This is a genomic window from Rhodococcus sp. NPDC060086 (assembly GCF_042730275.1).
Taxonomy (GTDB): Bacteria; Actinomycetota; Actinomycetes; order Mycobacteriales; family Mycobacteriaceae; genus Rhodococcus.
Genome location: NZ_JBHWWZ010000049.1, coordinates 1 through 21764 on the forward strand (window position 1 = coordinate 1; position 21764 = coordinate 21764).

General features: G+C 64.9%; 30 protein-coding genes. 9 read left to right on the forward strand and 21 right to left on the reverse strand.

Going from position 1 to position 21764, the window contains the following annotated elements; genetic code table 11:
- The first annotated feature begins 167 nt into the window (after window positions 1-167).
- Window positions 168-1046 carry a class I SAM-dependent methyltransferase gene (locus ACFWB0_RS20950; protein ID WP_378492355.1) on the forward strand — a complete coding sequence of 293 codons (879 nt, stop codon included), beginning with the start codon at window positions 168-170 and terminating at the stop codon, window positions 1044-1046.
- The gene (gene purU / locus ACFWB0_RS20955) at window positions 1043-1930 is read left to right on the forward strand and encodes a formyltetrahydrofolate deformylase (protein WP_378492356.1); all 888 of its coding nucleotides are present in this window, start codon (window positions 1043-1045) and stop codon (window positions 1928-1930) included. The genes ACFWB0_RS20950 and purU overlap by 4 nt, the downstream gene beginning before the upstream one ends.
- On the opposite strand, the gene ACFWB0_RS20960 is transcribed toward purU, so the two are convergent.
- The 6 genes from ACFWB0_RS20960 to ACFWB0_RS20985 form a co-directional block, all read right to left on the reverse strand.
- The gene (locus tag ACFWB0_RS20960) at window positions 1927-2970 is read right to left on the reverse strand and encodes an alpha/beta fold hydrolase (protein ID WP_378492357.1); all 1044 of its coding nucleotides are present in this window, start codon (window positions 2968-2970) and stop codon (window positions 1927-1929) included. The genes purU and ACFWB0_RS20960 overlap by 4 nt on opposite strands.
- 90 nt (window positions 2971-3060) lie before the next feature.
- Window positions 3061-4005: a diiron oxygenase gene (locus ACFWB0_RS20965; RefSeq protein WP_378492358.1), complete on the reverse strand. Its 945-nt coding sequence runs from the start codon at window positions 4003-4005 to the stop codon at window positions 3061-3063.
- A 107-nt stretch (window positions 4006-4112) separates the two neighbouring features.
- The gene (locus tag ACFWB0_RS20970; RefSeq protein WP_378492359.1) at window positions 4113-4403 is read right to left on the reverse strand and encodes a DUF2516 family protein; all 291 of its coding nucleotides are present in this window, start codon (window positions 4401-4403) and stop codon (window positions 4113-4115) included.
- 87 nt (window positions 4404-4490) lie between these two features.
- On the reverse strand, window positions 4491-5372 hold the full coding sequence (locus ACFWB0_RS20975; RefSeq protein ID WP_378492360.1) for a heparin-binding hemagglutinin: 882 nt from the start codon (window positions 5370-5372) through the stop codon (window positions 4491-4493).
- Window position 5373: 1 nt separating this feature from the next.
- The gene (locus ACFWB0_RS20980; protein WP_378492361.1) at window positions 5374-5883 is read right to left on the reverse strand and encodes a helix-turn-helix domain-containing protein; all 510 of its coding nucleotides are present in this window, start codon (window positions 5881-5883) and stop codon (window positions 5374-5376) included.
- A gap of 61 nt (window positions 5884-5944) precedes the next feature.
- Entirely contained in the window at window positions 5945-7198 is a 1254-nt protein-coding gene (locus ACFWB0_RS20985; RefSeq protein WP_378492398.1) for a DUF445 domain-containing protein, read from the reverse strand.
- Window positions 7199-7342: 144 nt separating this feature from the next.
- Between ACFWB0_RS20985 and ACFWB0_RS20990 the strand changes: the two genes are divergently transcribed.
- Genes ACFWB0_RS20990 through ACFWB0_RS21000 form a run of 3 tightly spaced genes read left to right on the forward strand, consistent with a single transcriptional unit; the run spans window position 7343 to window position 9335 of the window.
- Window positions 7343-8050, forward strand: coding sequence for a TetR/AcrR family transcriptional regulator (locus tag ACFWB0_RS20990; protein ID WP_378492362.1), 708 nt, complete (start codon window positions 7343-7345; stop codon window positions 8048-8050).
- Between the two features lie 39 nt (window positions 8051-8089).
- Window positions 8090-8449, forward strand: coding sequence for a DUF4873 domain-containing protein (locus ACFWB0_RS20995; protein WP_378492363.1), 360 nt, complete (start codon window positions 8090-8092; stop codon window positions 8447-8449).
- Window positions 8450-8477: 28 nt separating this feature from the next.
- On the forward strand, window positions 8478-9335 hold the full coding sequence (locus ACFWB0_RS21000; protein ID WP_378492364.1) for a polyphosphate kinase 2 family protein: 858 nt from the start codon (window positions 8478-8480) through the stop codon (window positions 9333-9335).
- 3 nt (window positions 9336-9338) lie between these two features.
- On the opposite strand, the gene ACFWB0_RS21005 is transcribed toward ACFWB0_RS21000, so the two are convergent.
- The 3 genes from ACFWB0_RS21005 to ACFWB0_RS21015 all read right to left on the reverse strand — a co-directional run bounded on the left by ACFWB0_RS21005 (window position 9339) and on the right by ACFWB0_RS21015 (window position 11171).
- Window positions 9339-9560: a hypothetical protein gene (locus ACFWB0_RS21005; protein WP_378492365.1), complete on the reverse strand. Its 222-nt coding sequence runs from the start codon at window positions 9558-9560 to the stop codon at window positions 9339-9341.
- A 73-nt stretch (window positions 9561-9633) separates the two neighbouring features.
- A complete protein-coding gene (locus ACFWB0_RS21010) occupies window positions 9634-10197 on the reverse strand; it encodes a dihydrofolate reductase family protein (protein ID WP_378492366.1) in 564 nt (187 codons plus the stop codon).
- Window positions 10194-11171, reverse strand: a complete 978-nt coding sequence (locus tag ACFWB0_RS21015; RefSeq protein ID WP_378492367.1) for a helix-turn-helix domain-containing protein — start codon at window positions 11169-11171, stop codon at window positions 10194-10196. The genes ACFWB0_RS21010 and ACFWB0_RS21015 overlap by 4 nt, the downstream gene beginning before the upstream one ends.
- 176 nt (window positions 11172-11347) lie before the next feature.
- On the opposite strand from ACFWB0_RS21015, the gene ACFWB0_RS21020 reads away from it, so the two are divergent.
- Complete coding sequence (locus ACFWB0_RS21020) at window positions 11348-12370, forward strand: iron-containing redox enzyme family protein (protein ID WP_378492368.1); 1023 nt, start codon at window positions 11348-11350, stop codon at window positions 12368-12370.
- A 27-nt stretch (window positions 12371-12397) separates the two neighbouring features.
- Here ACFWB0_RS21020 and ACFWB0_RS21025 read toward each other — a convergent pair whose 3' ends face one another.
- The 5 genes from ACFWB0_RS21025 to ACFWB0_RS21045 all read right to left on the reverse strand — a co-directional run bounded on the left by ACFWB0_RS21025 (window position 12398) and on the right by ACFWB0_RS21045 (window position 14628).
- Window positions 12398-12658 carry a hypothetical protein gene (locus tag ACFWB0_RS21025; RefSeq protein ID WP_378492369.1) on the reverse strand — a complete coding sequence of 87 codons (261 nt, stop codon included), beginning with the start codon at window positions 12656-12658 and terminating at the stop codon, window positions 12398-12400.
- Window positions 12659-12718: 60 nt separating this feature from the next.
- Window positions 12719-13000, reverse strand: coding sequence for a hypothetical protein (locus ACFWB0_RS21030; protein WP_378492370.1), 282 nt, complete (start codon window positions 12998-13000; stop codon window positions 12719-12721).
- Window positions 13001-13053: 53 nt separating this feature from the next.
- Window positions 13054-13431 (reverse strand): NAD-dependent epimerase/dehydratase family protein, encoded by a 378-nt coding sequence (locus ACFWB0_RS21035; RefSeq protein WP_378492371.1) that lies wholly within the window; start codon window positions 13429-13431, stop codon window positions 13054-13056.
- Between the two features lie 70 nt (window positions 13432-13501).
- The gene (locus tag ACFWB0_RS21040) at window positions 13502-14053 is read right to left on the reverse strand and encodes a Dps family protein (RefSeq protein WP_378492372.1); all 552 of its coding nucleotides are present in this window, start codon (window positions 14051-14053) and stop codon (window positions 13502-13504) included.
- A gap of 131 nt (window positions 14054-14184) precedes the next feature.
- Window positions 14185-14628, reverse strand: coding sequence for a DUF5709 domain-containing protein (locus ACFWB0_RS21045; protein ID WP_378492373.1), 444 nt, complete (start codon window positions 14626-14628; stop codon window positions 14185-14187).
- Window positions 14629-14781: 153 nt separating this feature from the next.
- On the opposite strand from ACFWB0_RS21045, the gene ACFWB0_RS21050 reads away from it, so the two are divergent.
- Window positions 14782-14937, forward strand: a complete 156-nt coding sequence (locus ACFWB0_RS21050; protein ID WP_169690105.1) for a DUF6131 family protein — start codon at window positions 14782-14784, stop codon at window positions 14935-14937.
- A gap of 60 nt (window positions 14938-14997) precedes the next feature.
- Here the strand turns inward: ACFWB0_RS21050 and ACFWB0_RS21055 are convergent, their stop codons facing one another.
- The 4 genes from ACFWB0_RS21055 to ACFWB0_RS21070 form a co-directional block, all read right to left on the reverse strand.
- Window positions 14998-15195, reverse strand: coding sequence for a CDGSH iron-sulfur domain-containing protein (locus tag ACFWB0_RS21055; RefSeq protein WP_378492374.1), 198 nt, complete (start codon window positions 15193-15195; stop codon window positions 14998-15000).
- On the reverse strand, window positions 15185-15835 hold the full coding sequence (locus ACFWB0_RS21060) for a HemK2/MTQ2 family protein methyltransferase (RefSeq protein ID WP_378492399.1): 651 nt from the start codon (window positions 15833-15835) through the stop codon (window positions 15185-15187). The genes ACFWB0_RS21055 and ACFWB0_RS21060 overlap by 11 nt, the downstream gene beginning before the upstream one ends.
- Window positions 15836-15985: 150 nt before the next feature.
- Entirely contained in the window at window positions 15986-17605 is a 1620-nt protein-coding gene (locus ACFWB0_RS21065; protein ID WP_378492375.1) for a phytoene desaturase family protein, read from the reverse strand.
- Window positions 17602-18057, reverse strand: a complete 456-nt coding sequence (locus tag ACFWB0_RS21070; RefSeq protein WP_378492376.1) for an SRPBCC family protein — start codon at window positions 18055-18057, stop codon at window positions 17602-17604. The genes ACFWB0_RS21065 and ACFWB0_RS21070 overlap by 4 nt, the downstream gene beginning before the upstream one ends.
- A 191-nt stretch (window positions 18058-18248) precedes the next feature.
- On the opposite strand from ACFWB0_RS21070, the gene ACFWB0_RS21075 reads away from it, so the two are divergent.
- Both ACFWB0_RS21075 and surE read left to right on the forward strand, forming a co-directional pair.
- Window positions 18249-19139, forward strand: a complete 891-nt coding sequence (locus ACFWB0_RS21075; protein ID WP_378492377.1) for a PfkB family carbohydrate kinase — start codon at window positions 18249-18251, stop codon at window positions 19137-19139.
- Window positions 19136-19915, forward strand: coding sequence for a 5'/3'-nucleotidase SurE (surE, locus tag ACFWB0_RS21080; protein WP_378492378.1), 780 nt, complete (start codon window positions 19136-19138; stop codon window positions 19913-19915). The genes ACFWB0_RS21075 and surE overlap by 4 nt, the downstream gene beginning before the upstream one ends.
- Window positions 19916-20283: 368 nt before the next feature.
- Here surE and ACFWB0_RS21085 read toward each other — a convergent pair whose 3' ends face one another.
- The 3 genes from ACFWB0_RS21085 to ACFWB0_RS21095 all read right to left on the reverse strand — a co-directional run bounded on the left by ACFWB0_RS21085 (window position 20284) and on the right by ACFWB0_RS21095 (window position 21742).
- Window positions 20284-20541, reverse strand: coding sequence for a Rho termination factor N-terminal domain-containing protein (locus ACFWB0_RS21085; RefSeq protein ID WP_378492379.1), 258 nt, complete (start codon window positions 20539-20541; stop codon window positions 20284-20286).
- 188 nt (window positions 20542-20729) lie between these two features.
- Window positions 20730-21212 carry a DUF421 domain-containing protein gene (locus ACFWB0_RS21090; RefSeq protein WP_378492380.1) on the reverse strand — a complete coding sequence of 161 codons (483 nt, stop codon included), beginning with the start codon at window positions 21210-21212 and terminating at the stop codon, window positions 20730-20732.
- A complete protein-coding gene (locus tag ACFWB0_RS21095) occupies window positions 21212-21742 on the reverse strand; it encodes a hypothetical protein (protein WP_378492381.1) in 531 nt (176 codons plus the stop codon). Before ACFWB0_RS21095 ends, ACFWB0_RS21090 begins: the two co-directional genes overlap by 1 nt.
- Between the last annotated feature and the right edge of the window lie 22 nt (window positions 21743-21764).

Genomic DNA, 21764 nt, shown 5'->3' on the forward strand with positions numbered 1-21764 from the left:
GGGGTGGACATCGTCATCGTTGGGTTGATCCGTATCTCGCCCTGCAGGCGGAGTTGCTGTGAACCGCTGGCCTCAACTCAGCCTGACACGCAGGGCCCTGAGTGACGGTGATTCACCTCCACCGTGAACGATGGAGCACTCTCACCGAGATCGGTAGATTGACCGAAATGAGCGACAACCCAGCAGACACCGCCCGCACTTTCGACGACGCGAGCGTCACCTTCGATCTGCTCACCGACACGGTGTGGGGCCCCGCCGGGACGGCACTGGCGTTCCAACTCGGACTCGGCCCCGGCGACACGGTCCTGGACGTGTGCTGCGGCGCAGGTGCGTCAGCGTTTCCGGCCGCGGCAGCGGTGGGTCCGTCCGGGCGTGTGCACGGCGTCGACCTCTCCGCCGACCTCCTCGAAAAGGCCCGCCTGATCGCCGAGGGCCGAGCGTTGCAGAACGTCGACTTCGTGTGCGCCGACGCAACCGCCTGGGAAGCGCCCTCGGACATTCCTGCCGACGGATACGACGCACTCGCGATCTCCTACGGAGTGTTCTTCCTTCCCGATATGCATCGGGAGTTCGCGCGGCTCGTCGGCCTCGTACGACACGGCGGCCGGGTCGGTGTGACGGTATGGGGGCGAGGAGCGCTGGAGGAATACGGACAGGTCGTGTTCGACGTCGCGGCGCGATTCGATCCGGAACTCGCCGAGCGCGGGTCGCTGCGTGCGCGGACTCCCCTCCACGAGATCGACACCCCACACACGCTCGAGGCATGGCTCGCCGGCGCAGGCACTCATTCCGTCGAGGTGCGTGTCCTGTCCAACCGGCTTCCCGCGACCGACGATCTGTGCTGGAATCTCGTCACCGGCACCGGATACCGGGCTGCGTTGAACGGCCTCGACGACGAGCAGATCGCAGCAGTGCGACGTGGCATCGCCGACGAGGTGACCGCGCGCGGTATCCACACGATCGACTTCACCACGCTCGTGGGCACCGCTACCGTGCGACGGCCCCCGACCGCAGCTTCCGGCCACCTGAGACAATCGCGGGCATGACTCGTTCCACCTCGACCGACGACCGCCGTTACGTGTTGACCCTGGGCTGCCCCGACAGCACCGGGATCGTCGCGAAGATCTCCACGTTTCTCGCGGAGGTCGGCGGCTCGATAGTCGAGGCCGCGTATCACGCCGACCCGGACGGCGGCTGGTTCTTCACCCGGCAGGCGGTCCGGGCGTCGTCCATTCCGTTCGGCATCGACGAGTTGCGGGACAGGTTCGCCGTGGTGGCGGACGAGATCGGCGCGGAAACGGAATGGACACTCTCCGACACCGGTCAGCGCAAGCGCGTGGTGCTGCTCGTCAGCAAGGAAGCCCACTGCCTGCACGACCTTCTCGGCCGCGTGGCCGCCGGCGAGCTCGAAGCCGATGTGTGCGCCGTCGTCGGCAATCACCGCGAACTCGAGCAGGTCGCACGCAGGCACGGGATCGACTACCACTACGTCTCGTTCCCGTCAGATCCCGCCGAACGCGGACCTGCGTTCGAACAGGTCCGCAAGATCGTCGACGCACACGATCCGCACGCCGTGGTGCTCGCACGGTTCATGCAGGTCCTGCCCGCGGAGCTGTGCGAGCACTGGGCCGGGCGGGCCATCAACATCCACCACAGTTTCCTGCCGTCGTTCATCGGCGCCCGCCCGTACCACCAGGCGTTCACCCGCGGCGTGAAGCTCATCGGCGCGACCTGCCACTACGTGACAGCGGAACTCGACGCGGGCCCGATCATCGAACAGGACGTCATCCGTGTGAGCCACAACGACAGCGTCGCGGACATGGTGCGGCAGGGTCGCGATGTGGAGAAGCTCGTCCTGTCGCGCGGTCTCCGGTGGCACCTCGAGGATCGGGTGCTGGTGCACGGTAAGAAGACCGTCGTCTTCAACTAGGAGACGGTCGCTCCCGCGCGCTCGACGAGATGCAGAAGCTCGTCGTCGAACGCGTCGATGGCTTCGACAGAGCTCATGTGTCCGACGCCGTCGAGCACCACCAGGCGTTCGAGATTTCCGGCCTTCTCGAGTCCGGCTGCGAGCCGTCGCGCGTGTACCGGAGGTGTGAGCCGGTCGGCCGCGCCGACGAGCACTGTCGTGGGCACGGTGAGGTTCTCGAGGCCCTCGTGGATGTCGAGAGTGCTCAGCGCGAAGCCCCAGCCCCCGCGCGTACGCGGCGGGCACCCGAGCACGATCTTCTGACAGAAATCGACCTCGGCCGCGGTCGCCGCCGGTGACAGCGCCACGTATTTGAGAGCCCTGGTGGTGAACTTCGATTCGACCAACGGCACCCTCGCACCGAGAAGCGGACGCGCCACCTTCACCGGCACCCGCGGGAACCGCTCGGGAAGTGCGATCAATGCCGCGTCCGCGATGAGGTTGTCCATTCCGGTACTGGCGAGGAGGACACCCGCGACCTTCTCAGAGACCTGCTCCGGGTACCTCTCGGCCCACGCGATGATGCTCATCCCGCCCATGCTGTGCCCGGCGAGCACCGCCTTGCGTCCGGCCGGGACCACTGCATCCAGGACCGCGGCCAGGTCGCCGGCGAGGACGTCAGGACCCAGCCGGCGTGTCCCTACTTCACTGGAGCCGTGTCCGCGCTGGTCGTAGACGACGACGCGGTATCGGTCGGCGAACGCGTTGATCTGCGGGGTCCAGTACATCCCGCTGCACGTCCACCCGTGGCTGAACACGAGCGGCTGCGCATCGGGATCACCGTAGGCGAGTACATGAAGTCTGGCGCCGTCGTCGGTCCGGACCTCGATCTCCTCGGCCTCCAGGCTCGGAGTGGAGAGCAACGCGTGGGGAGCCACATCCTTCGTGCGCACCACCGTGGACCGGGCGCGACGCGCGGCGAACGCGCTCGCCATGGCACCGGCAAGCACACTCGCCCCTGCGGCGAGCAGTACGGCCTGACGACGGTTGGGCTTCTTCACGTGTGCTTCTCCTGAGTGCACGCCGGTCTATCCGGCGATCGAGTGTCGGTCGGTGACGGCTGTCGATCGGTGACGGGCTGTGGGCACGACTCACAGCACGTGCGCTCTGCGGAGCAGATGCGCCGACGGACCGCCGATCAGTCCCACCGAGTCGAGGAACTCGACCGTCCGCCGCGTGCCCTGCCGCAATCTGTCGTGGTAGTACGTATTCGCACGCGCCGCGGCCTTCGCCTCGGCGACGTCGAGACCCGCCGCCGCATACACCTGGTCGTTGATCAGATTCGTCACGATCAGGTAGCCGGACACACCCAGGTGCATGCGGATGTATGCGCGCTGCGCCCGCGTGGCACTACGCATCCTGCGTTCGGTTTCCTCGCGCGCGTACCGAATGTGTCGCGACTCTTCGACGACGTGAATGTGGCTGACCGTCCGGGTGAGTGGCTGGACGCGCTCGTCGCGCATGAAATCGCGCTGCATCATGTCCAGGATCTCTTCGGCGAACAGTGTGGCACCGAACGCGAGCGCCCCCGACGCGACGGCCTTGAATCCTCGTCCGCTCACGCGGATCCACCGCTTCGGCCGGTACGACGGCACACCGAGTCGCTTCGCCGAGCGCGCGAACATGATCGAATGCCTGCATTCGTCAGCGATCTCGGTGAGGCCGAACTGGACGTACGCACTGGAAGGATCTTGCTGGTAGAGGTCGCGGATGAGCATCTGCATGAGGATCATCTCGAACCAGATGCCCGTCCCCGCGATACTCGCCGCTTCGTGCGTGGTGAGAGTGATCCGCTGCTGTTCCGACATCCGTTCCCACAGGTCTGTGCCGTACAGGCTGGACCACTCGGGAGTCATGCCGTATTTGTCGTCGGGGATCGGAGCATCCCAGTCGATCTCGAAGGCGGGATCGTAGGATTTACGCGCCGAGGAGTCGAGGAGCCGTTGCGCTGTGCCCTGTTTTCCCTCGGCCGCGGACGACCCGCGTACTCGATCGGGCGCACTCTCGATCGACCCGTCGGTTCGACTGATGGACATCGCGAACCACCTCGCCTCGATTGATACCCGTTACTCGAAGTGTCATTATCTGGATCACACTTGTCAAGTGGTCGGCCGAGACGATCGCTGATCGGCGCAGGTCGGCGCTACCAGCGCCGTTTCTGGACTTCCTCGACGCGCGGGCGCACGTCCACCAGATACACGCAGACCGCAACCACGGCGATGATGCCGAGCATCCCCACTGCCCCGAAGAGCAGAAGGACGATCAACGCGGCCGCGAGAATCCCGAGCCATACGGGTTTCGTGAGCTTGTCGACCGCGGGAAATGCCTCGGCGGGTTGACGAACCGCATGGAACAACGCGAAGCCTGCTCCGACAAGTGCAATGACCTGTAGGGCGAGCATGATCAGACCGGCAAGAGAATCGACATTCGGCACAGCACCCAGTCTACGAGAATCGGCTCCCGCGCAACTTCGAGCGCGGGAGCCGATCGCATTCGACCAGGTCGGAGACCAGATCTTCGGTCAGGCGCCGGTGGTCTTGCGGGGCGCAGCCTTCTTGGCAGGAGCCTTCGCAGCGGTCTTGGCCGGAACCTTCTTCGCAGGGGTCTTGGCCGGCGCCGGCTTCGCAACAGTGGTCGCAGTCTTGGCCTCAGGCTTCACAACCTTGGCTTCAGGGGTCGCAACTACCACAGCGTCGGCCTTCGCCGTCACAGTCTGCGCAGCGTCGTCCACATCGCCCTTGACCGACTCGACGCGAGTTGCCGCCTCACCACTGACTTCCTCGGCCTGTTCGCCGAGTTCGAGGACGCGAAGAGCAGCGTCGTCGCCGGCTTCGGCAATAGCATCGCCGACTTCGGTGGCCGTGTCGGTGATGCGGTCCGCAGTCAGTCCGGCGAACTTGGCGGCCTGCTCACCGACAGCGCGCGTCTGGCGAGCGACGGTACCGAGCGCGTCTTCGGTGAGGTCGACGACGTCGCCGAATGCGGCCTCGGCCCGACCGAGGCGTTCCTCGACGGCCGGCTGCTGACGCAGACGATCGATGGTCTCTTCGCCGCGCTCGGCGAATGCGGCGTAGAGGTCGGATGCGACCTTCAGGTAGGCCTCGGCGACCTTGCGCAGTTCCTCGGCACTGAAGCGTTCGCGCAGGTCGGCGAGCTCCTCGGGAAGCTCGGAGGGCAGATCGCCCAGGCGGGCCCGCAGGGACTCGATGGTCTCGGTCAGATCGGCCGGGACCGCCGCGATGCGCTCGCGTGCAGTCTCGACGCGGTCGTTCACGTCGAGCTGGGTGTTCTCGGCGCGCTCACGCACCTGGACGACGACGTCGGCGACGGCCTGGACGACAGCGTCGCCGGCACCGACAGCTGCGTAGAGGGATGTTCGGAGTGCAACGTTGGGGTCGGTCATGTCAGTTCTCCTCGTCTGAGTCTGGGGGATTCACGCGATCTGCTGGAACCACGCGGTCGGTGACGCTTCCGGGCGTCGATGCCGCCGGAACCGTCTCGTTCTCGCGACAGAACGAGTCGTAGATGTCGAGCAGGACCTGCTTCTGCCGTTCCGACAGTGCGGTATCGGCAAGCAACGCGTCGCGAAGCGCGCTGTGGGGCCGTTCCTCGAGAATTCCGGCTCGCACATAGAGGACTTCGGCGGACAGCCGCAGACCTTTTGCGATCTGCGCAAGCACCTCCGCGGACGGTTTGCGCAGTCCGCGCTCGATCTGACTGAGGTACGGGTTGCTCACCCCTGCCAGTTGCGACAGCTGCCGCAGCGAGACCTGAGCAGCTTCACGCTGAGACCGAATGAAGCTTCCGATGTCCTGGGCGGCATTGCCCACCACCCGCGCAGCGATATCGGTGGGCCCAGCGTTGTCGCTCTGGTCGTCGCCGACCGGTTCGGCCGATTCTCGATTCGTGGACACGACACCAAGCGTACGGAGGGGTGCTAGCTACAGCAAGCACTCAGCTAGCACGTGACGCAGATCATGCGAACAACAGCTCGGAGACCGTGTAGATGGCAAGGCCGGCGAGGGCACCCACGACCGTGCCGTTGATGCGAATGAACTGTAGATCACGCCCCACGGCGAGCTCGATCTTGCGGCTGGCCTCCTCCGCATCCCAGCGTTCGACGGTTTCCCGGATCACCGAAGTGATCTCGTCCGCATAGTTCCCGGCGATGAACCGGACACCGGCGAGCAGCCATCCGTCGACCTTGCCGCGCATCTCGGTGTCCTCGTGCAGCCGGATACCGAAGCGCTCGACGTTCTCGGCCACCTTCCTGCGCAGCGTGCTGTCCGGGTCGTCGACGGACTCGAGGATCATGCGCTTGGCGACCCGCCAGGTCGCGGAAGCCAACTGCGTGATCTCTTCACGCCCCATGATCTCGGCCTTGAGTTTCTCGGCCTTCGCGATGGTCACCGGGTCGTACTGAAGATCCCGCGCATAGTCGACGAGGAATTTCTCCACGGCGAGTCGAACCTCGTGCTCGGGGTTGGAGCGGACCTTCCAGGTGAAGTCGACCAGCTCCCGATGGATCCTCTCGCCCAGCAGGAGGTCGACGAACTTCGGAGACCACGACGGCGAATCCTTCGTGATGATGCGGTCGATCGTCTCCTGGCTTCCCAGCGCCCACTGGTGTGCACGTTCGGCAAGCATGTCGATCAGCGGACGCTGTCTTCCCTCTGCGAGGAGTTCACCGAGAATGCGGCCGAGGGGCGGCCCCCACTCGGGCTCAGCAATCCGCTTGACGATGGTCTGGTCGATGATCTGCGCGATGTCGTCCTCACGCAGGATGCTCACGACACCGCGCAGGATCGTCGAGGTTTCCTTCGCCACCCGCTCGGCGTTCCGCGGCTGCGCCATCCAGCCGCCCAGCCTCAGCGGAATCTGTGCCGATTCGACTTTCGCCGACACCACCTCGGGTGCGAGGAAGTTGGTTCCGACGAAGGAGCTCAGACTCGCGCCGAGCTGGTCCTTCTTCCGCTTGATGATCGCGGTGTGGGGCACCGGAATTCCCATCGGGTGACGGAAGAGCGCAGTCACGGCGAACCAGTCGGCGAGGGCGCCGACCATGCCCGCCTCGGACGCGGCACGAACGTATCCGACCCACGCGCCCGCACCCCGGGTTTCCTGCCACCTGCAGAACAGATACACCACGGCGGCCACGATCAGAAAACCTGTCGCGACCGCCTTCATCCGGCGTAGATCCCGGCGCTTGGCCTCGTCCTCGATATTCATGTACTGCACCGGACCATTGTGCCGAAATTCGACCGCCACCACCGAGCACTGCGTAGGCACCACCTGGCACACCACCGAATCGTGTGAGGAACCGGCGCCCGTAGACTGAGCGGACGATCGAGACCGAATGGATGTGCCGAACAGATGCCTTCTTCTACACCCGACGCGACGGACGCCCCGCCCACGAAGCAAGACGGTCGTAAACGTCGTTGGCACGAGCACAAGATCGCGCGCCGCGAAGAACTCATCGAAGGCACCATCAAGGCAATCCGCGCCCGCGGGCACGAGATCGGGATGGACGAGATCGCCGCCGAGATCGGCGTGTCCAAGACCGTGTTGTACCGGTACTTCACCGACAAGAGCGATCTGACGACCGCGACCATGATGCGATACATCGAGACGGTTCTCGCGCCGCGCATCTACTCGGCGGTGTCCGAGGATCTCGACGAATACCATCTCACCCGGGTCGCGATCACGGCGTATGTCGAGACGGTCGCCGAGGATCCCGAGGTGTATCTCTACATCATGTCGAACAGCTCGTCGGCGAGCCGCGACGTCGTCGCCGATTCCGAGCGGATGATCGCCGAATTGGTGTCGGCAGTGCTCGGCGAGCGGCTGCGGTTGCTCGAGATGGATTCCGGCGGGTCGGTGCCGTGGGCGTACGGCATCGTCGGCGCAATCCAGCTTGCGACGCACTGGTGGATCTCGAACAAGTCCATGACCGCGGAAGACCTCGTCGACTACCTGACGATGATGGTGTGGGGCGGGATCGCCGGAATCGCCAAGGCCGGGGGGTCGCCCGGACGTTTCAAGTCGCAGCCGCACCCATTGCTCCCCACTGACGAATCCTGACCCATTCACGTAACCCGGAGTTACGTGTAATCTCGGGGCATGCCCGATGCGATGCCGCCACACCACGACGAAGACCCCGAGGGCTACAGGGGACCGGCCGAAGTCACCGTCGGAACGCAACCCGCCACCGTCGACATCGAACTGTCCGGACACTTCGATCCGATCGTGGGTCGGCACGTGTGGCGCGGTCGACTACGCGAGCTCGGCGTCGCGTTCGCGCCCGACACGCCCCTGGGCGCAGGCACCGAAGTGACGATCCGGATTCCCGTGAGTGGCGGAAGCACCGCCACCGGACGCATCACCGAGGTCGACCTGTGGGGCAGCCATATGATCGACGGCACCTCGCCACCGCCCTACTGGACACAGACCTACCGGACACAGACCGAAGAAACGGACTGAGCGGACGCAGTGTGGCACGCTCGCTTCCATGGAATACGACGGCGACGGATGGCACACCCCGGCAGTGCAGATTCTGCGGGCCGGACCGCACAATTTGGTCGCCGACCTCGACGCGAGCGGTACGCCCGGATTCGAGGGCGGCAAGGAACTCGGGACGAAGCTCATCGAGGAACGCGGCGCTGCGCTGTCGGACCTGCAGGAGATGCTCTTCGCGAACGGCCGCCTCGGCGACGAGCGATCTGTGCTGTTGGTCCTCCAGGGCATGGACACCGCAGGTAAGGGCGGGATGGTCCGTAACGTCATCGGGCACGTGGATCCCCAAGGGGTCGACCACAGGGCGTTCGGCGTGCCCACAGCGGAAGAGAAGCGCCACCACTACCTGTGGCGCATCCAGAAGGCCCTGCCCCGAGACGGCCAGCTCGGAGTGTTCGACCGATCCCACTACGAGGACGTTCTGGTCGCCCGCGTGCGCAAGCTCGTCCCCGAATCCGTCTGGCGTCGTCGCTACGACGAGATCAACCGATTCGAACGCGACCTAGTCGACAACGGCACGACCATCGTCAAGGTCGCGATGTTCGTCTCCCTCGACGAACAGAAGGAGCGTCTCGCCGAGCGGCTCGAGCGGCGTGACAAGCACTGGAAATACAACCCGAGCGATGTCTCCGAGCGCGCACTGTGGCCCGAATACCAGAAGGCATATCAGGACATGCTCGACAAGACGAACACCGACCACGCGCCCTGGTACGTCGTACCGTGCGACCGCAAGTGGTACAGCCGTCTCGCCGTGATGGAACTACTCATCGACGCATTCGCACGTCTCGACCTCGACTGGCCGGAACCGAATTTCGACATCGAGGCCGAGAAGAAGCGGCTGGCGGAATCCTGATCGTCAGAACAGGTGCGGTGTATCGAAATGTCGGCGATGATCGCGCCGGACGGTACCCGCCACCATCCCGAAGGCGAGCATCACCGCCACGGCGGCGGCGACCCCACTGGCGAGCGCGAATCCACCATGCCCGGATCCGGCGGCAACCAGGGTGAATGCAATCGTGATCACTCCGATGAGCGCGAGTGCGAATGCCGACCACGCGACGAAGAGGTTGAGCTTCATAGCCTTGACTCCTTCCCGAGGACTGCGTTTCGGTTGACCCCGACGGTACCCGTGAGTGATGCCCGTCACAAGCTCAGCGCTCGGACGCACCAGGCGGTTTCACACGATAGGTTGCTATCGCGAATTCCCCGTTGCGCGCCAGGTCGGTGAGTTCCAGCTCGACGTGCCGCGGCAGTAGCGGTTTGCCTGCACCGATCGTCACCGGAGCGAACGACACGATCATCTCGTCGAGGAGGCCCGCGTCGGCGAACTGCCCGGCGAGGTCTCCCCCGCCGATCATCCACAGGTCGCGATCACCGGCGGCGGCTGCCATCTCGTCGTAGACCGTACGCACATCGTCCTGTGTGAACCGGATGTCGCCCGGGCCGTCCGGCCCCTGCGCCACCGGCATTCCGTCACGGTGCGTGAAGACCCAGCACGGGAATTCGTACTCCCACTTGTCGACCCCGGCATAGTCCAGGACCCACTGATACGTCGAGGCGCCCATCGCGGCCGCGCCGATCCGGGACATGAATGCTGCGCCCCCGCCGGGTCCGTCGTGGTCGATGTCGCGCGACAACAACCAATCCAGGCTGTGATCCTCCGTCGCGATGAACCCGTCGAGTGTGCTTGCGGTGAAAAAAATCATCCGGCTCATGTCGGGTTTCCTTCCGGCTCGTCTCCGAGCATGTGGGGCGAGGCGCCGCGCTGCCACTCGAGCGGGTCGCCGTTGTCGACGCTGCGGCCGGCAGCGCGCAGCATGTGACGCACGAGCTGTCGCCGGTGCGCCGCGAAGGTGAGTACATGTGAGACGACGCCGCCGAGCACGAAGCTCTCGGGTGGGTCGCACAATGCGTCGATCAGGCGATCATCCCAGGCGTTGCGTCGGTCGATGTCGCGTACGGCTTCGGCCCACTGCGGTGCGATCACGTCGAACTGCTTACACAGCGATGCCACGTCATTACCCGCACGCACAGGTTCGTCGGCGCCGACCATCGATGCGAGCCAGATCTGTTTCGACCACACGAGATTGCCGAGCACCTGCGCAATCGATCCTTCGGGTCCGTCCCACTCGAGCACCACGAGTCCCGGAAATCTGACGCGCTCGTAGTCGCCGATGTCCAGATCCGATGCGGCATTCAACAGGATCCGGGTGTCGTCGAGATCGTGGTGGACCATCTGCGCGGTCACCTGGCCGGCTCCGACGCCGCGACCGTACCCGCCGGTGTCACCCTCCACCCACAGATGCATGGGCGGATGGAAATGTACTCCGTTGGGAGCAGGCAGCCAGTGCGAATATCCGGACGGTGCGAGTGCCCGGCTCCCTGTCGTGCTCGGCGGATAGCCGTATGCCCGGGAGAACGCGCGACTGAATCCTTCCACCGAGGTGTACCCCGCGGCGAAGGCCGTCTCGGTGACACCGCAGCCGTCGCGCAACTGCCACGCAGCACGCTCGAGCATCACCCGACGCCGCAGTGCAACCGGTGATTCTCCTGTACCGAGCGAGAATTGACGACTGAAATGCCACGGCGACGAGAATGCGCCGCGTGCCATGTCGTCGAGGTTCGCATGGTCCTCGTCGAGGACGGCGTCGAGCAGTTCGCGCAGTCGGTCACGTCCGGATCCGGTCATGAATCCAGTGTCGTGCAGTGGACGAGAAGTATGCATGACCGTTCTTGCTCAGCTTCTGCTCACGCCGGCTCTCCTTCTCCAGGGCGAGGCCTGTGGAGCGTACTCGCCGCGCTGGACACCTACGAACCGCACACGCACGACGGTTCCACTCGGCCGGAAGCGGGTACTCGCACTCCATGACTTCGCAGCTCCGTTCCTCCGACGTGCACACAGCACCTCTGCCCCGACCCCGCGGGCCGATATCCGCCGAGGTGATCTCGCGGCTACGTTCACCCGCCGACATCGGGCCATGGCCTCTGCACGTCGCGTCCGGCGAACCTTACGGCGAAGACGTACAGCTCACGCTTGCTGTGCTGTACGAAATGCACTACCGCGGATTCGACGGCGTCGACGCCGAGTGGGAATGGATGCCCGGGCCGCTCGGTGTGCGCGCCCAACTGGAACAGCTCTTCCTGCACGCGTTGCGGCGCGATGTCCCCGAACGTGACGATCCCGACGCGGTCCTCGAAGATCTGTGCCATGAAGCTCGCGACGCGTGGGGCCTCTCGCACCAGCTGGCTGCGTACGGAACGTGGGAACAGATGCGCGAGTTCTTCGTGCACCGTTCCATCTACCATCTCAAGGAAGCCGACCCGAACGCCTGGGCGATCCCACGACTCACGGGACGTTCGAAAGCCGCACTCGTCGCGGTCGAGTTCGACGAGTACGGCGGCGGACATGCCGAGCGACTGCACTCTCGACTGTTCGCGAACCTCCTGGTTGCGGCCGGCCTTCACGATGACTATCTCGGCTATCTCGAATGCGTGCCTGCGGACACTCTCGCCACCGTGAACTTCATGTCACTGTGCGGGCTGCACAGGGCGCGGATACCGATGCTGATCGGCATGTTCGCGGCGGTGGAGATCACCTCGTCACCGGGCTCCCGCCGGATGGTGTCCGCACTGGAGCGTCTCGATGCACCGCCTGCGTGCATCACCTTCTATGCAGAACACATCGAAGCGGATGCCGTGCACGAACTGGTCCTGCGACACGATGTGGTCGGCGATCTGCTCGCCAAGGATCCAAGCTGTGCTGCCGACATCGCGTTCGGTGCGAACGCCTCCGAGTTTCTCGAGGGGCGCCTTGCTCAATATTTGCTGACATCGTGGGCGGAGAACCGGTCGTCTCTCACTGCACCGGCCGTACCGCCGATGCAGTGAAGAACGGTCTGAGAAACGGTTGATCGATCAGCGCGGTTCGTGGGTCGGGGCGCCGCCGGAATCGCGCATTCTGCCACGTCGGAAGTTGATGGTGATCAACACCGCTCCGAGGAGGAACACGATGACACCGGCAATGATCCCGAGCGTCGCCCAGCCTTCGAATCCGCCACCCGCAGCAACGAGTACCAGAGCGATGATCACGATTCCCACGAGGGCGCAGGCGTACCCGACCCACCCCGCGAGGCGGCTGACCGCGGTGGGTCGCTTGTCTTCGGGTGAATTCGTCATGCCTGCGTACATACCCATCGCGCGACGTATACGAAACCCGGTGTCTACAGAGGGAGTCGTCTACGGAGGGATACGCCGACCGATGGACCCGCGTTCGACCACGGCCGCGGCCACCTGCCGGGCGGTGCGCGCACACAGCACGGGGTTCGATGTTCCGGCGCCCGCCCGCATGCCGTTCACGCCGTCGCGCCACACCTGCGGACCGGCATGGCGGGGAACCCAATCCAGCATGGTGGCCGCTCGGCTGCAGTCCAGCATCGGCGTGGCATAGGCGAGTTCGATCCACCCACCTCGGACCGGTTGCAGACGCAGCTTCCAAGTGGCCTCGGCGGCTGCTGCCACTGCATGGGAGCGTGGCCGACCCCGCCCGGAAGGAAGTCGGGAAAAACGTAGCGCTACAACGCCGTACCCGCGTCGTACTGGCCGATGAACCCCGATCTGAAGCGTGTGAGCGCCGGGTCATCGGCGCAGGTTCCGGCGAGCGCTGTGCAGCGAAGGCAATCACGTCGGTGCGACGGCTGGAAGCCCCATGCGAGATGCACTACCGCATCGGCCCCGCGAACGAGTGACCTCAGTTCGTCGTGGTCGTCCGGTTCTGCGAGATCGAGGCTGTGCCACCGAGCCATCGCATACACGTCGCGCGCCGGGGGTGTCCGGCGCGCGACGGCAACGATGTCGGGAGGCACAATCCAGGATGCGAAGCGGCGAAGCACCGCGGTGCCCACATTTCCACTCGCGCCCGTGACGACGATGCGCTTCAGCGACCGCGCCATGCCCCGTCGAGTTCCAGCACGACGAAGTCGCGCTTTCTCTCACTCATAGTTCTCGCTTCGCCTCTGTGATTCAGCGTGCGGCCTTCGCGGCATTCTTCTCTGTATGCGCATCGGCGTTGGACAGAGTGCCCGATGCGCTCTCGAGATGTGCGCGGACGAACCACTGGAACTTTTCCAGCTGACCCGTCTGCCCGATGAGAAGGTCCTCGGTGATCGGGTCGATCTTGCCGACCTTCGTGATCGCCTTGCGATTGTCGGTGATGAGACCGTCGTACACGAGGTCGAGTGCGGCAAGATGTGCCTGTGCCGTGTCGCGGACAACCGAATAGTCGTCCCAAGTCCTGTACTTCGCGATAGCACCGGGTGTTCCGAGCGGGGATTCGCCCAGCGCCGCGATGCGCTCGGCCACCTCGTCGGCGTAGCCGCGTACGAGTTCCACCTGCGGATCGATCATCTCGTGGACGCCTATGAAGTTCGGTCCCACAACGTTCCAGTGGATGTGCTTCAAAGTCAGGTGCAGATCGTTGTAGGCGCTGAGCCGCTCCTGCAGAACACGCGCGACGCCGGCGCCGTCCTTGTCACTGAGGCCGGGCACCGTGTAGTTCGACGTGGATTTCGACATGTTTCGTCTCCTCGGGGTGCTGTTGTAGGTGATCACTACATACCCAGCCGAGCCCGGCTCCGAAACCTCGATTGCGGTCTGTCTGCATCACCCGCAACGACCAGCCGTGCCTCAGGCCTCCGAACTCACGCTCAGATCTCGGAAGAGGAGTCGTCCTCATCGAGTCGGTGCACAGCCGCTTCCTCTGCCGAAGCTGCGCCACCGTCGATACCGACGTCGGTACCGATGAGGTCCTTCTCGGTGTCCGCTGCGGTTCCTTCGTCGGGAGCTACGAGCCGCCCGGAGCGCTCGTCGCCGACTTCGTCGTCGCGAGCCGGATAGTCGGCACGCGCACCTGCCTCTGTGTCGTCGAGTGCAGGGTCGTCGAGTGCAGGGTCGGGCACTTCTTCTTCGAGGCGGGACTCGAGGCTGTCGTGGGGTTCCATCGCGAGCGGTCGCTCCGGCGGTGAGTATCCCTCGTCCAGAATGTCGCCCTCACCGCGATCGATGAGCGTGTCCTCCGGCTGCAATTGGTTTTCGTCGTCGACGCTGTACTCGCCCGGAACACTGGCCCCGGGGTTCTCGGATGTAGGCATATCTCCGACGATGCCACTCCGCGCGGGTCGCCGCCATCGTTTCAGGTTGTGGGAAATTCCCGAAGACTTCATGTTTCGCGGCCGGTATCAACGGGTACCTGAGGTTCACCCTCCGATGCCGACCGGCGACGGAAAACACAGCGAGGTGACGCGATGATCATTCTGGGATTGGTGCTACTGGTGGTCGGATGGCTGACAGGAATTTCCATCCTCACCACGATCGGGGTGATCCTCCTGGTCGTCGGGGTGATCCTGGCAATCCTGGGGGCCACGGGCCGGGCCATCGGTGGCCGCGCCCATTGGTATTGATATCCGACAGATCTGTGGCAGGGCCGAGGCGATCATCGCCTCGGCCCTGCCGTCCGGTCGCTACCGAGATCTGCGATGACTCGTGTCGCACAACGGGTACGACGCGCTGCGCCGGCATCGGCACACCGCCACCATGAACCGATCGGATTCGATCTCGATGCCGTCTTCCGCCACGATACGTACAGGTCCTTCGACGAGTGCCGGACCGCCCTTCACGAGCCGCACCTCGCGCACATCACGGCCATCGTCATTCCTCATCGGGGGCACAGTCGTTCCGGGTTCTGTCTGCACGGATCACCACCACTTCTTCGTTCGTCGCATCAGGGTCCGCCAATTGCACGTGCTGTAGATATCGGGCCCTGCTCTGCAGCACAGGTCCGAACGGGATGTTCTGCCGGGCAACGACCGCCGCTTTCAACCCTCCACTGCGCAGCCGGTCGAGTGTGACATCGACTCCACTGAAACCGGAGTGAACGATCAAGGCGAAACCGTTGGACGACAAGAGGTTCGGAAGTTCATCGCACAGCGGATCGAGAACGCACCGGCCGTCCGGTCCGGCATCCCATCTCGGATCGGCGGGTCCACCATCGTGCGGCACGTAGGGCGGGTTGGAGAGAACGACATCGAAAGGCCCGGTGCGGGTTGCGGCATCCAGACCCCCGCGCAGAACGCGTACGGGCAATCCCCGTGTGCGGGCGTTCAACCGGGCTGTCAACACAGCACGCGGCGCGATATCGACTGCCGTCACCGACGCGGCTCCGAGCTGGGCCGCGGTGACCGCGAGAAACCCTGTACCGGTGCAGAAATCCAGCACCCGAGCATCACGGGCTCCGCCGGCTTCTCGTAGTGCGTGCGCGAGCAGGAACGAATCCTCTTGTGGCCGGTAGACCCCGGGCATTCGCCACACGCGGGCATAGTTCGTACGAAGGAGCATCGGTGGAGCTGTCACGACGTCATCACCTCGGATCGTGGGGGGCACAGGAGGGTTACCCAGGATCGCGGAGATCAAACCGTATACCAGGGCGAGGCAGGAACTCACGGGGCGCGACTACGTCAAGATCCGCCGTGTCAGGCCGTGCAGTCCACGCCGCAGCGTCCCGGTAGGTTTCTCATCGCCGAGCGCGGCCCGCGCGGCATTCCAGCCACACATTCCGTGCACGCCGCCTCCCGGGTGGGCCCCGGCACTCGCGAGAAACAGACCGTCGACCGACGTCCGCGGACCTCCGAACCCTGGAAGGGGACGAAAGAACAGTTGCTGCTGAATTTGTGCGGTACCGCCGTTCACAGCGCCTCCGACCAAATTGGCATCCGCAGCCTCGAGGTCGCGCGGTCGCTGCACGGTACGTCCGAGAATCGATTCCCCGAATCCCGGTGCGTAGGCCTCGAGCTGGGTGTCCACACGCTCGGCGAGTTGCTCCGCAGAGTCGTCGTCGGTGATTCCCCGGGGCAGATGGGTGTAGGCCCAGCAGCTTTCCGTACCCGCCGGGGAACGGGACGGATCGGTGGTGGTCATCTGCCCCACCAGCAGGAACGGCGACTCGGGTACCACGCCGGTCTCGAGATCTGCCGCCCACCGCACCATCGCACCCGTATCGGCACCGACGTGCACCGTCCCGGCCCCGGCCAACGACGGTGACCGCCAGGGAATCGGACGACCGAGTGCATAGTTGACCTTCACGACCGGGGTGTCCCATTGGAAGCCTCGAAGATCCGAGCGGATCCGATCACTCACCGCGTGGTGTGGCAGGAGTTGCTCGTAGAGTGCGGGCGCCGATACGTCGGCGAGCACCGCACGACGGACCCTGATCCGTTCGCCCGACGCAGTCCGTACCGCCACAGCTCGTCCGTTTTCGACGTCGATATGGGTGATCTTCTGCCCGCACAGCACACGCACACCCGCACTCTCCCCGCGGCGGACGAGCGCGTCGGTGAGCGCGCCTGCGCCTCCCACGGGTGACGGAAACCCGACATCCTGCGCGAGCATCGTCAGGATGTACCCCATGACGCCACTGCCCGGCGCGGTCGGGGGAGTATCCGCATGCATAGCGTTTCCGAGCATGAGGAGGCGCGCCGACGACCCACCGAAAAGCTCTTCGGACATGCGCAGCACCGGCAAGGCGAGCATCCTCGCGAAGCGCAGTGTCTCTCCGGTTCCCAATGCCCGGACCAGTGAGGCCGCGCCGCTCACCGGAGGGAAGGGTCGAAGGAGCACCCGGAGAAACGGCTCGCGGACGCGCTCCCACTGCTCGACCAAGGCCAGCCAGGACTTCCCGTCGCCGGCGCAGCGGCGTTCGAGGTCGGCGGCCGTGTCGGCAGGGTCCGGCCGCACCACCACGGCATCGTCGTCCTCCGGTCCCAGCGGATGGCCGAAGGCGAAGGCCGACCGACTCCAGCGGAGGCCGTGGGCGCCGAGGTCGAGAGCACGAAAGGCGGGCGAAGCGGCCGCGAGCGGATGGAAGGCACTGAACAGATCAGCGGTGAACCCCGGATGCAGTTCAGCGCTGCGAACGGCACCACCAGGCATCTGCTGTTCCTCGAGAACGACGACATCCCAACCCTCGTCGGCGAGGGCGGCCGCCGCAGTCAGCCCGTTCGGTCCCGCACCGATCACCACCGCATCCACTGTGCCCAGACCCGTGGCTGCGGACTCCCCGGCTTCGGACTTCATTCCACGGCCTCCCTGTGTGTTCCACGTTCCGCGATCAATACCAATCGACGTAAGCACTCCTGGTTGCGCGGACGAACCAGCTCGGTCTGGACGAGGCCGGGGAGCACGCGCCCCACGCCGCCGGTGACGTGTTCGGACATCGTGATGTGAGAACCCGTTTCCGACGGAACGACCGTCAATCGGATTTCGGCGCGACCGAAAGGCCACGCCCTCGCAGCGAGGACCAGCTCGCGCTCGGCAGTTCGCGCGAGCACCTCCGTGTAGTCGTCGAGCAGCGCGGGCCACAAACCCACAGAGTGGTGGATGCGGCTGCCCACGTCCGGCCACGTTGCGTCCACCTGACGGATGCGGGAGGCGCCCACCACCCACCCCACATAGCGCCATCCGTCGGAAAATACGTTCCATACCTCAGAAGGCGAAGCGGTAGTGTCCTGCCGGGCAATTCGAGACATTCCATCCTCCGTCATGCGGTCATGGGCGGGTACCCCGTTCGGTCTCGATCCACACGACCTGTTCGGGTGTGGTGCCGCCCCGGCGGGGGTACCACGAGGTCATGAACTCTCTCTCCGACGATACGGCCGAGTCTGTCAGCGGTGAAGCATCTCCGTCTGCATTCGTATTCGCACCCTGTCCCTTGCTGACGGTGACGATCGAGACAGCACCCGATGGCGGCCAAGAACTGCACGTACATGCGGGTGGGCAGGGATTCTGGATCGGGCGGATGGCAGCGATCCTGGGTATGGAGGTCCATTTGTGCGGGCCCTTCGGGGGTGAAGCGGGGAATATCCTCGTCGACCTCATCACTCGCGAAGGCCTGACCGTCCATCCCGTTACCACTACCCGTGACAACGGCTCGTACATCCACGACCGGCGAGGCGGGGACCGCACGGTGGTGGTGGAAGTCCCTCCCCCGCCGCTCACACGGCACGAGACGGACGACCTGTTCAGCACGTCGCTTGCTGCCGCCATGGCCGCCGACGTTGCGATCATCGGAGGTCCGCACTGCGACGAGGCGGTTCCCATCGAGGTCTATCGACGGTTGTGCGCCGACCTGTCCGCTCTGGGAATTCCGGTGGTGGCCGACCTGTCGGGTCCCTCCCTCACTGCCGCATTGGAAGGAGGCGTCACCGCCCTCAAGGTCAGCCACGAGGATCTCATCGAGGACGGTAGAGCGCCGTCCGACGATCTCGACGATCTCATCGCCACGATGCATCGGCTACACGAGGAGGGAGCGGAGACAGTGGTGGTGTCTCGCGCGGGTGACCCGGCGATCGCGCTGTGCGACGGGGAGGTGTGGGAGGCCGAGACACCGCCCGTCCAGATCGTCGACCATCACGGGGCAGGCGATTCCATGACCGCCGGTTTCGCGGCGGCCTTCGCGAAGGGAAAGTCCAGCATCGAAGCATTGCGACTCGGGGCCGCGGCAGGGGCAATGAATGTGACCCGGCGAGGGCTTGCCACCGGGGACCCGGTGGCGGTCGTCCGTATGGCGGAGAACGTGCAGGTGCGGCGTGTGGAAGCCGCGCAGCGATGAGGGCGCTCATCGTCAACGACGACGGGATCGACAGCCGCGGTCTCCGGGTCCTGGCGCAGGTCGCTGTCGACGCCGGACTCGACGTCACCGTCGCTGCGCCGCACATAGAACGGAGCGGCGCGAGCGCCTCCCTATCCGCTCTCGAGGAGAAAGGCACGCTGTCGATGTCGCTGCGGGTCTTCCCCGAACTCCCGGAGGTCGAGGTATTCGCGGTCGAGGCCTCTCCTGCGCTGATCACGTTCATTGCTTCGGAAAGTGCATTCGGCCCGGCTCCGGATATCGTGCTGTCCGGAATCAATCTCGGTCCGAACACCGGCCACGCCATCCTGCACTCGGGCACGGTGGGCGCGGCTCTGACTGCCGCGAGTCACGGAGCGAGAGCTGTTGCACTGTCGCTGAACGGGACCGCACCATCGCGCTGGGAGACGGCAGCATCGGTTGCCACGCGGGCTGTGCAGTGGGCGATCGATCATGCTCCCCGAGGACAGGTACTCAACGTGAACATCCCCGATATCCCGCTCGACGAGTTGCGTGGTCTGCAGACCGCTCCTCTCGCCGAATTCGGCGCTGTGCAAGCCGAGATCGGGGACGTCGAGGAGAGCGGCCGCGAGAGCCGAAGCGTTGCGGTGACGTTCCGTAGCGTGACGATCGATGACACCTATGACAGCGACGCCGCCCTACTGCACCGCGGCTGGGCCACCGCGACGATGTTGACGAGGCCCTTCGAGGTCTCCGGATTCGACCTCGGAGCGTTGGCATTCTCGACGTCGGCATGAACCTTCCCCGGTTCTCTCGAGACACCGGGAGTTCGGACCCGGCCGAGAGTCCGAATCCGAGCCGGGTCCGAATCCGAATCGTGCTGGGTCAGGAGATCTCTCGAAGCCGAGCCTTGCTCTGCTCGGCTCCCTTCCGGATTCTCGTGTTCGATCGCCGGGAAAGCGGGTACGCGCATATACATGGAACTCATTGTTATTGTCGCCCTCGTCGCAATGGTGGCGTTCGTAATCGCCCGACGAAAGCTGAACCCACGCGAGTAGCGCCGCCGACGGACGCGCCGAAGTCGGCGACCGCCACCACATCCGGGTCGACGAGGCCGCCACCGGCGACTCCCTCGCCCCCGGAGTGCTCAACTGCACAACCGGCATCAGTGGTTGCGTAGGGCGTCTATCAGTTCTCCCTTCCGCTTGGACGAATAGCCCGACAGACCGATGTCCTTCGCCTTCTTCTTCAGCTCGTCGACGGTCCACTCCTCGTACGACGACGACTTTCCGCCCTTGCGGCCCGTACTGGAACGGCCGCGGGCGGCAGCCGAGTTCGCGATTCGCGCAGCCTTCTCCTTCGATGCCCCGTCCTTTCGTACTGCCTCGTACACCTTTTCGTCCTTGATCGATGACCGCGGCATGGCTTTCCTCCTCACAACGAATCCTGTCTCGACGGAGTACCCCGACTCACTGCGCTTCTACCATTTCTCACCCCGACATTTCTCACCCCAGCCCCGACCGGCCTCTCCCTGCCGCGTTGAACGATTTCGGACTCGCCTTTTCCGTCCGGTGAGGACCCAGTCCGGGTCTGTTGCCGGCGGAGCCCCGCTTACCCAGTGATGTCAGGATGCGCCGGTTCGCCCGCACTTCCGTCTGACCGGATGAAAAACGATACGCGACCGTTGGTTTCGAGCACAGCGAGTTCGATTTCGTCGAAACGACGAATCCCCTTCTGACGTGCGCTGCTCATCAGGTCGTCGAGTGACATCCGTTCGGTACGTAGCCGGTGTAGGTCGGGAACTCCATCGCGGACGATGATCACGGGAACACCGTTCGTCACGCCCCGGAGGCGAGGAACGCGGGTATTGACCCATGACAACCCGAGGGTCAGCAGAGCGAACACTCCGATCGCCAGGACTGCCGCGGTGACGGAATAGTCCTGCTGAGTCACTCCCTGCTGAATGAGGTCGCCCATAGCGATGTAGAGAATCAGTTGGAAGGTGCTCAGCTCACCGACCGTCGACCGGCCGACGATACGGGTGACCACCCACAGGAACAGGAACAGGACGGCTGCGCGAATGACGATTTCCATCAGGGCACCAGCCAGGTGGTGAAATGCGCGGTGACCACATCAATTCCGTCCTCGTACACGGATACCGATCCCGATGCTCCGGTCTGGCTGGACGGCTGGACATACGCGTCGAACCCGAGGGTGAGTGTGTCGCCCGGCGGAGGGTCGAGGGTCATGTAGGTGCGGTCGGCATCGGAGGTCTCCGCCGAGGGCTCAGGGGTCCACCCTTGACTCTCGAACATGTCGAAGTAGTCGGACTCGACGGCGATCACCACCGGTTCCGTGAAGCCGCCTGGCCTCCGGACCGTCAGGTTCCAGGGGATGTTCAGCCCGGGTCGCGCAATTCGCGGGTATTCGAGATCGAGTTGGTAACCGCCGCCGGATGCGTGGGCGGTCATGCTGTACACCCCGAGCAGGCCGGTGAGGCCGGCCAGGACGATCATGCCGAGGAGAGCAACCGCACCTCGGCGAATCCAGGCGACTGCCGGCGTGCGGGCGGAAGACCTGACATCGTCCAGTACCGAGTCGGGGATCGGATCGGAGGTGCGCACCGTCCGAATCTCCCACGAACCG

Excerpts from the sequence above, each read along its gene's own strand:
- surE (WP_378492378.1), top strand. The coding sequence starts at position 19,136 with ATGAGGGCGCTCATCGTCAACGACGACGGGATCGACAGCCGCGGTCTC.
- ACFWB0_RS20975 (WP_378492360.1), bottom strand. The coding sequence starts at position 5,372 with ATGACCGACCCCAACGTTGCACTCCGAACATCCCTCTACGCAGCTGTC.
- ACFWB0_RS21010 (WP_378492366.1), bottom strand. The coding sequence starts at position 10,197 with ATGAGCCGGATGATTTTTTTCACCGCAAGCACACTCGACGGGTTCATC.
- ACFWB0_RS21025 (WP_378492369.1), bottom strand. The coding sequence starts at position 12,658 with ATGACGAATTCACCCGAAGACAAGCGACCCACCGCGGTCAGCCGCCTC.
- ACFWB0_RS20990 (WP_378492362.1), top strand. The coding sequence starts at position 7,343 with ATGCCTTCTTCTACACCCGACGCGACGGACGCCCCGCCCACGAAGCAA.
- ACFWB0_RS21005 (WP_378492365.1), bottom strand. The coding sequence starts at position 9,560 with ATGAAGCTCAACCTCTTCGTCGCGTGGTCGGCATTCGCACTCGCGCTC.
- ACFWB0_RS21070 (WP_378492376.1), bottom strand. The coding sequence starts at position 18,057 with ATGTCTCGAATTGCCCGGCAGGACACTACCGCTTCGCCTTCTGAGGTA.
- ACFWB0_RS21040 (WP_378492372.1), bottom strand. The coding sequence starts at position 14,053 with ATGTCGAAATCCACGTCGAACTACACGGTGCCCGGCCTCAGTGACAAG.
- ACFWB0_RS21000 (WP_378492364.1), top strand. The coding sequence starts at position 8,478 with ATGGAATACGACGGCGACGGATGGCACACCCCGGCAGTGCAGATTCTG.
- ACFWB0_RS21045 (WP_378492373.1), bottom strand. The coding sequence starts at position 14,628 with ATGCCTACATCCGAGAACCCCGGGGCCAGTGTTCCGGGCGAGTACAGC.
- ACFWB0_RS21055 (WP_378492374.1), bottom strand. The coding sequence starts at position 15,195 with ATGAGGAATGACGATGGCCGTGATGTGCGCGAGGTGCGGCTCGTGAAG.
- ACFWB0_RS21020 (WP_378492368.1), top strand. The coding sequence starts at position 11,348 with ATGACTTCGCAGCTCCGTTCCTCCGACGTGCACACAGCACCTCTGCCC.
- purU (WP_378492356.1), top strand. The coding sequence starts at position 1,043 with ATGACTCGTTCCACCTCGACCGACGACCGCCGTTACGTGTTGACCCTG.
- ACFWB0_RS21050 (WP_169690105.1), top strand. The coding sequence starts at position 14,782 with ATGATCATTCTGGGATTGGTGCTACTGGTGGTCGGATGGCTGACAGGA.
- ACFWB0_RS20965 (WP_378492358.1), bottom strand. The coding sequence starts at position 4,005 with ATGTCCATCAGTCGAACCGACGGGTCGATCGAGAGTGCGCCCGATCGA.
- ACFWB0_RS21065 (WP_378492375.1), bottom strand. The coding sequence starts at position 17,605 with ATGAAGTCCGAAGCCGGGGAGTCCGCAGCCACGGGTCTGGGCACAGTG.
- ACFWB0_RS21035 (WP_378492371.1), bottom strand. The coding sequence starts at position 13,431 with ATGGCGCGGTCGCTGAAGCGCATCGTCGTCACGGGCGCGAGTGGAAAT.
- ACFWB0_RS21060 (WP_378492399.1), bottom strand. The coding sequence starts at position 15,835 with ATGCCCGGGGTCTACCGGCCACAAGAGGATTCGTTCCTGCTCGCGCAC.
- ACFWB0_RS20995 (WP_378492363.1), top strand. The coding sequence starts at position 8,090 with ATGCCCGATGCGATGCCGCCACACCACGACGAAGACCCCGAGGGCTAC.
- ACFWB0_RS21090 (WP_378492380.1), bottom strand. The coding sequence starts at position 21,212 with ATGGAAATCGTCATTCGCGCAGCCGTCCTGTTCCTGTTCCTGTGGGTG.
- ACFWB0_RS21015 (WP_378492367.1), bottom strand. The coding sequence starts at position 11,171 with ATGACCGGATCCGGACGTGACCGACTGCGCGAACTGCTCGACGCCGTC.
- ACFWB0_RS20950 (WP_378492355.1), top strand. The coding sequence starts at position 168 with ATGAGCGACAACCCAGCAGACACCGCCCGCACTTTCGACGACGCGAGC.
- ACFWB0_RS20985 (WP_378492398.1), bottom strand. The coding sequence starts at position 7,198 with ATGAATATCGAGGACGAGGCCAAGCGCCGGGATCTACGCCGGATGAAG.
- ACFWB0_RS21085 (WP_378492379.1), bottom strand. The coding sequence starts at position 20,541 with ATGCCGCGGTCATCGATCAAGGACGAAAAGGTGTACGAGGCAGTACGA.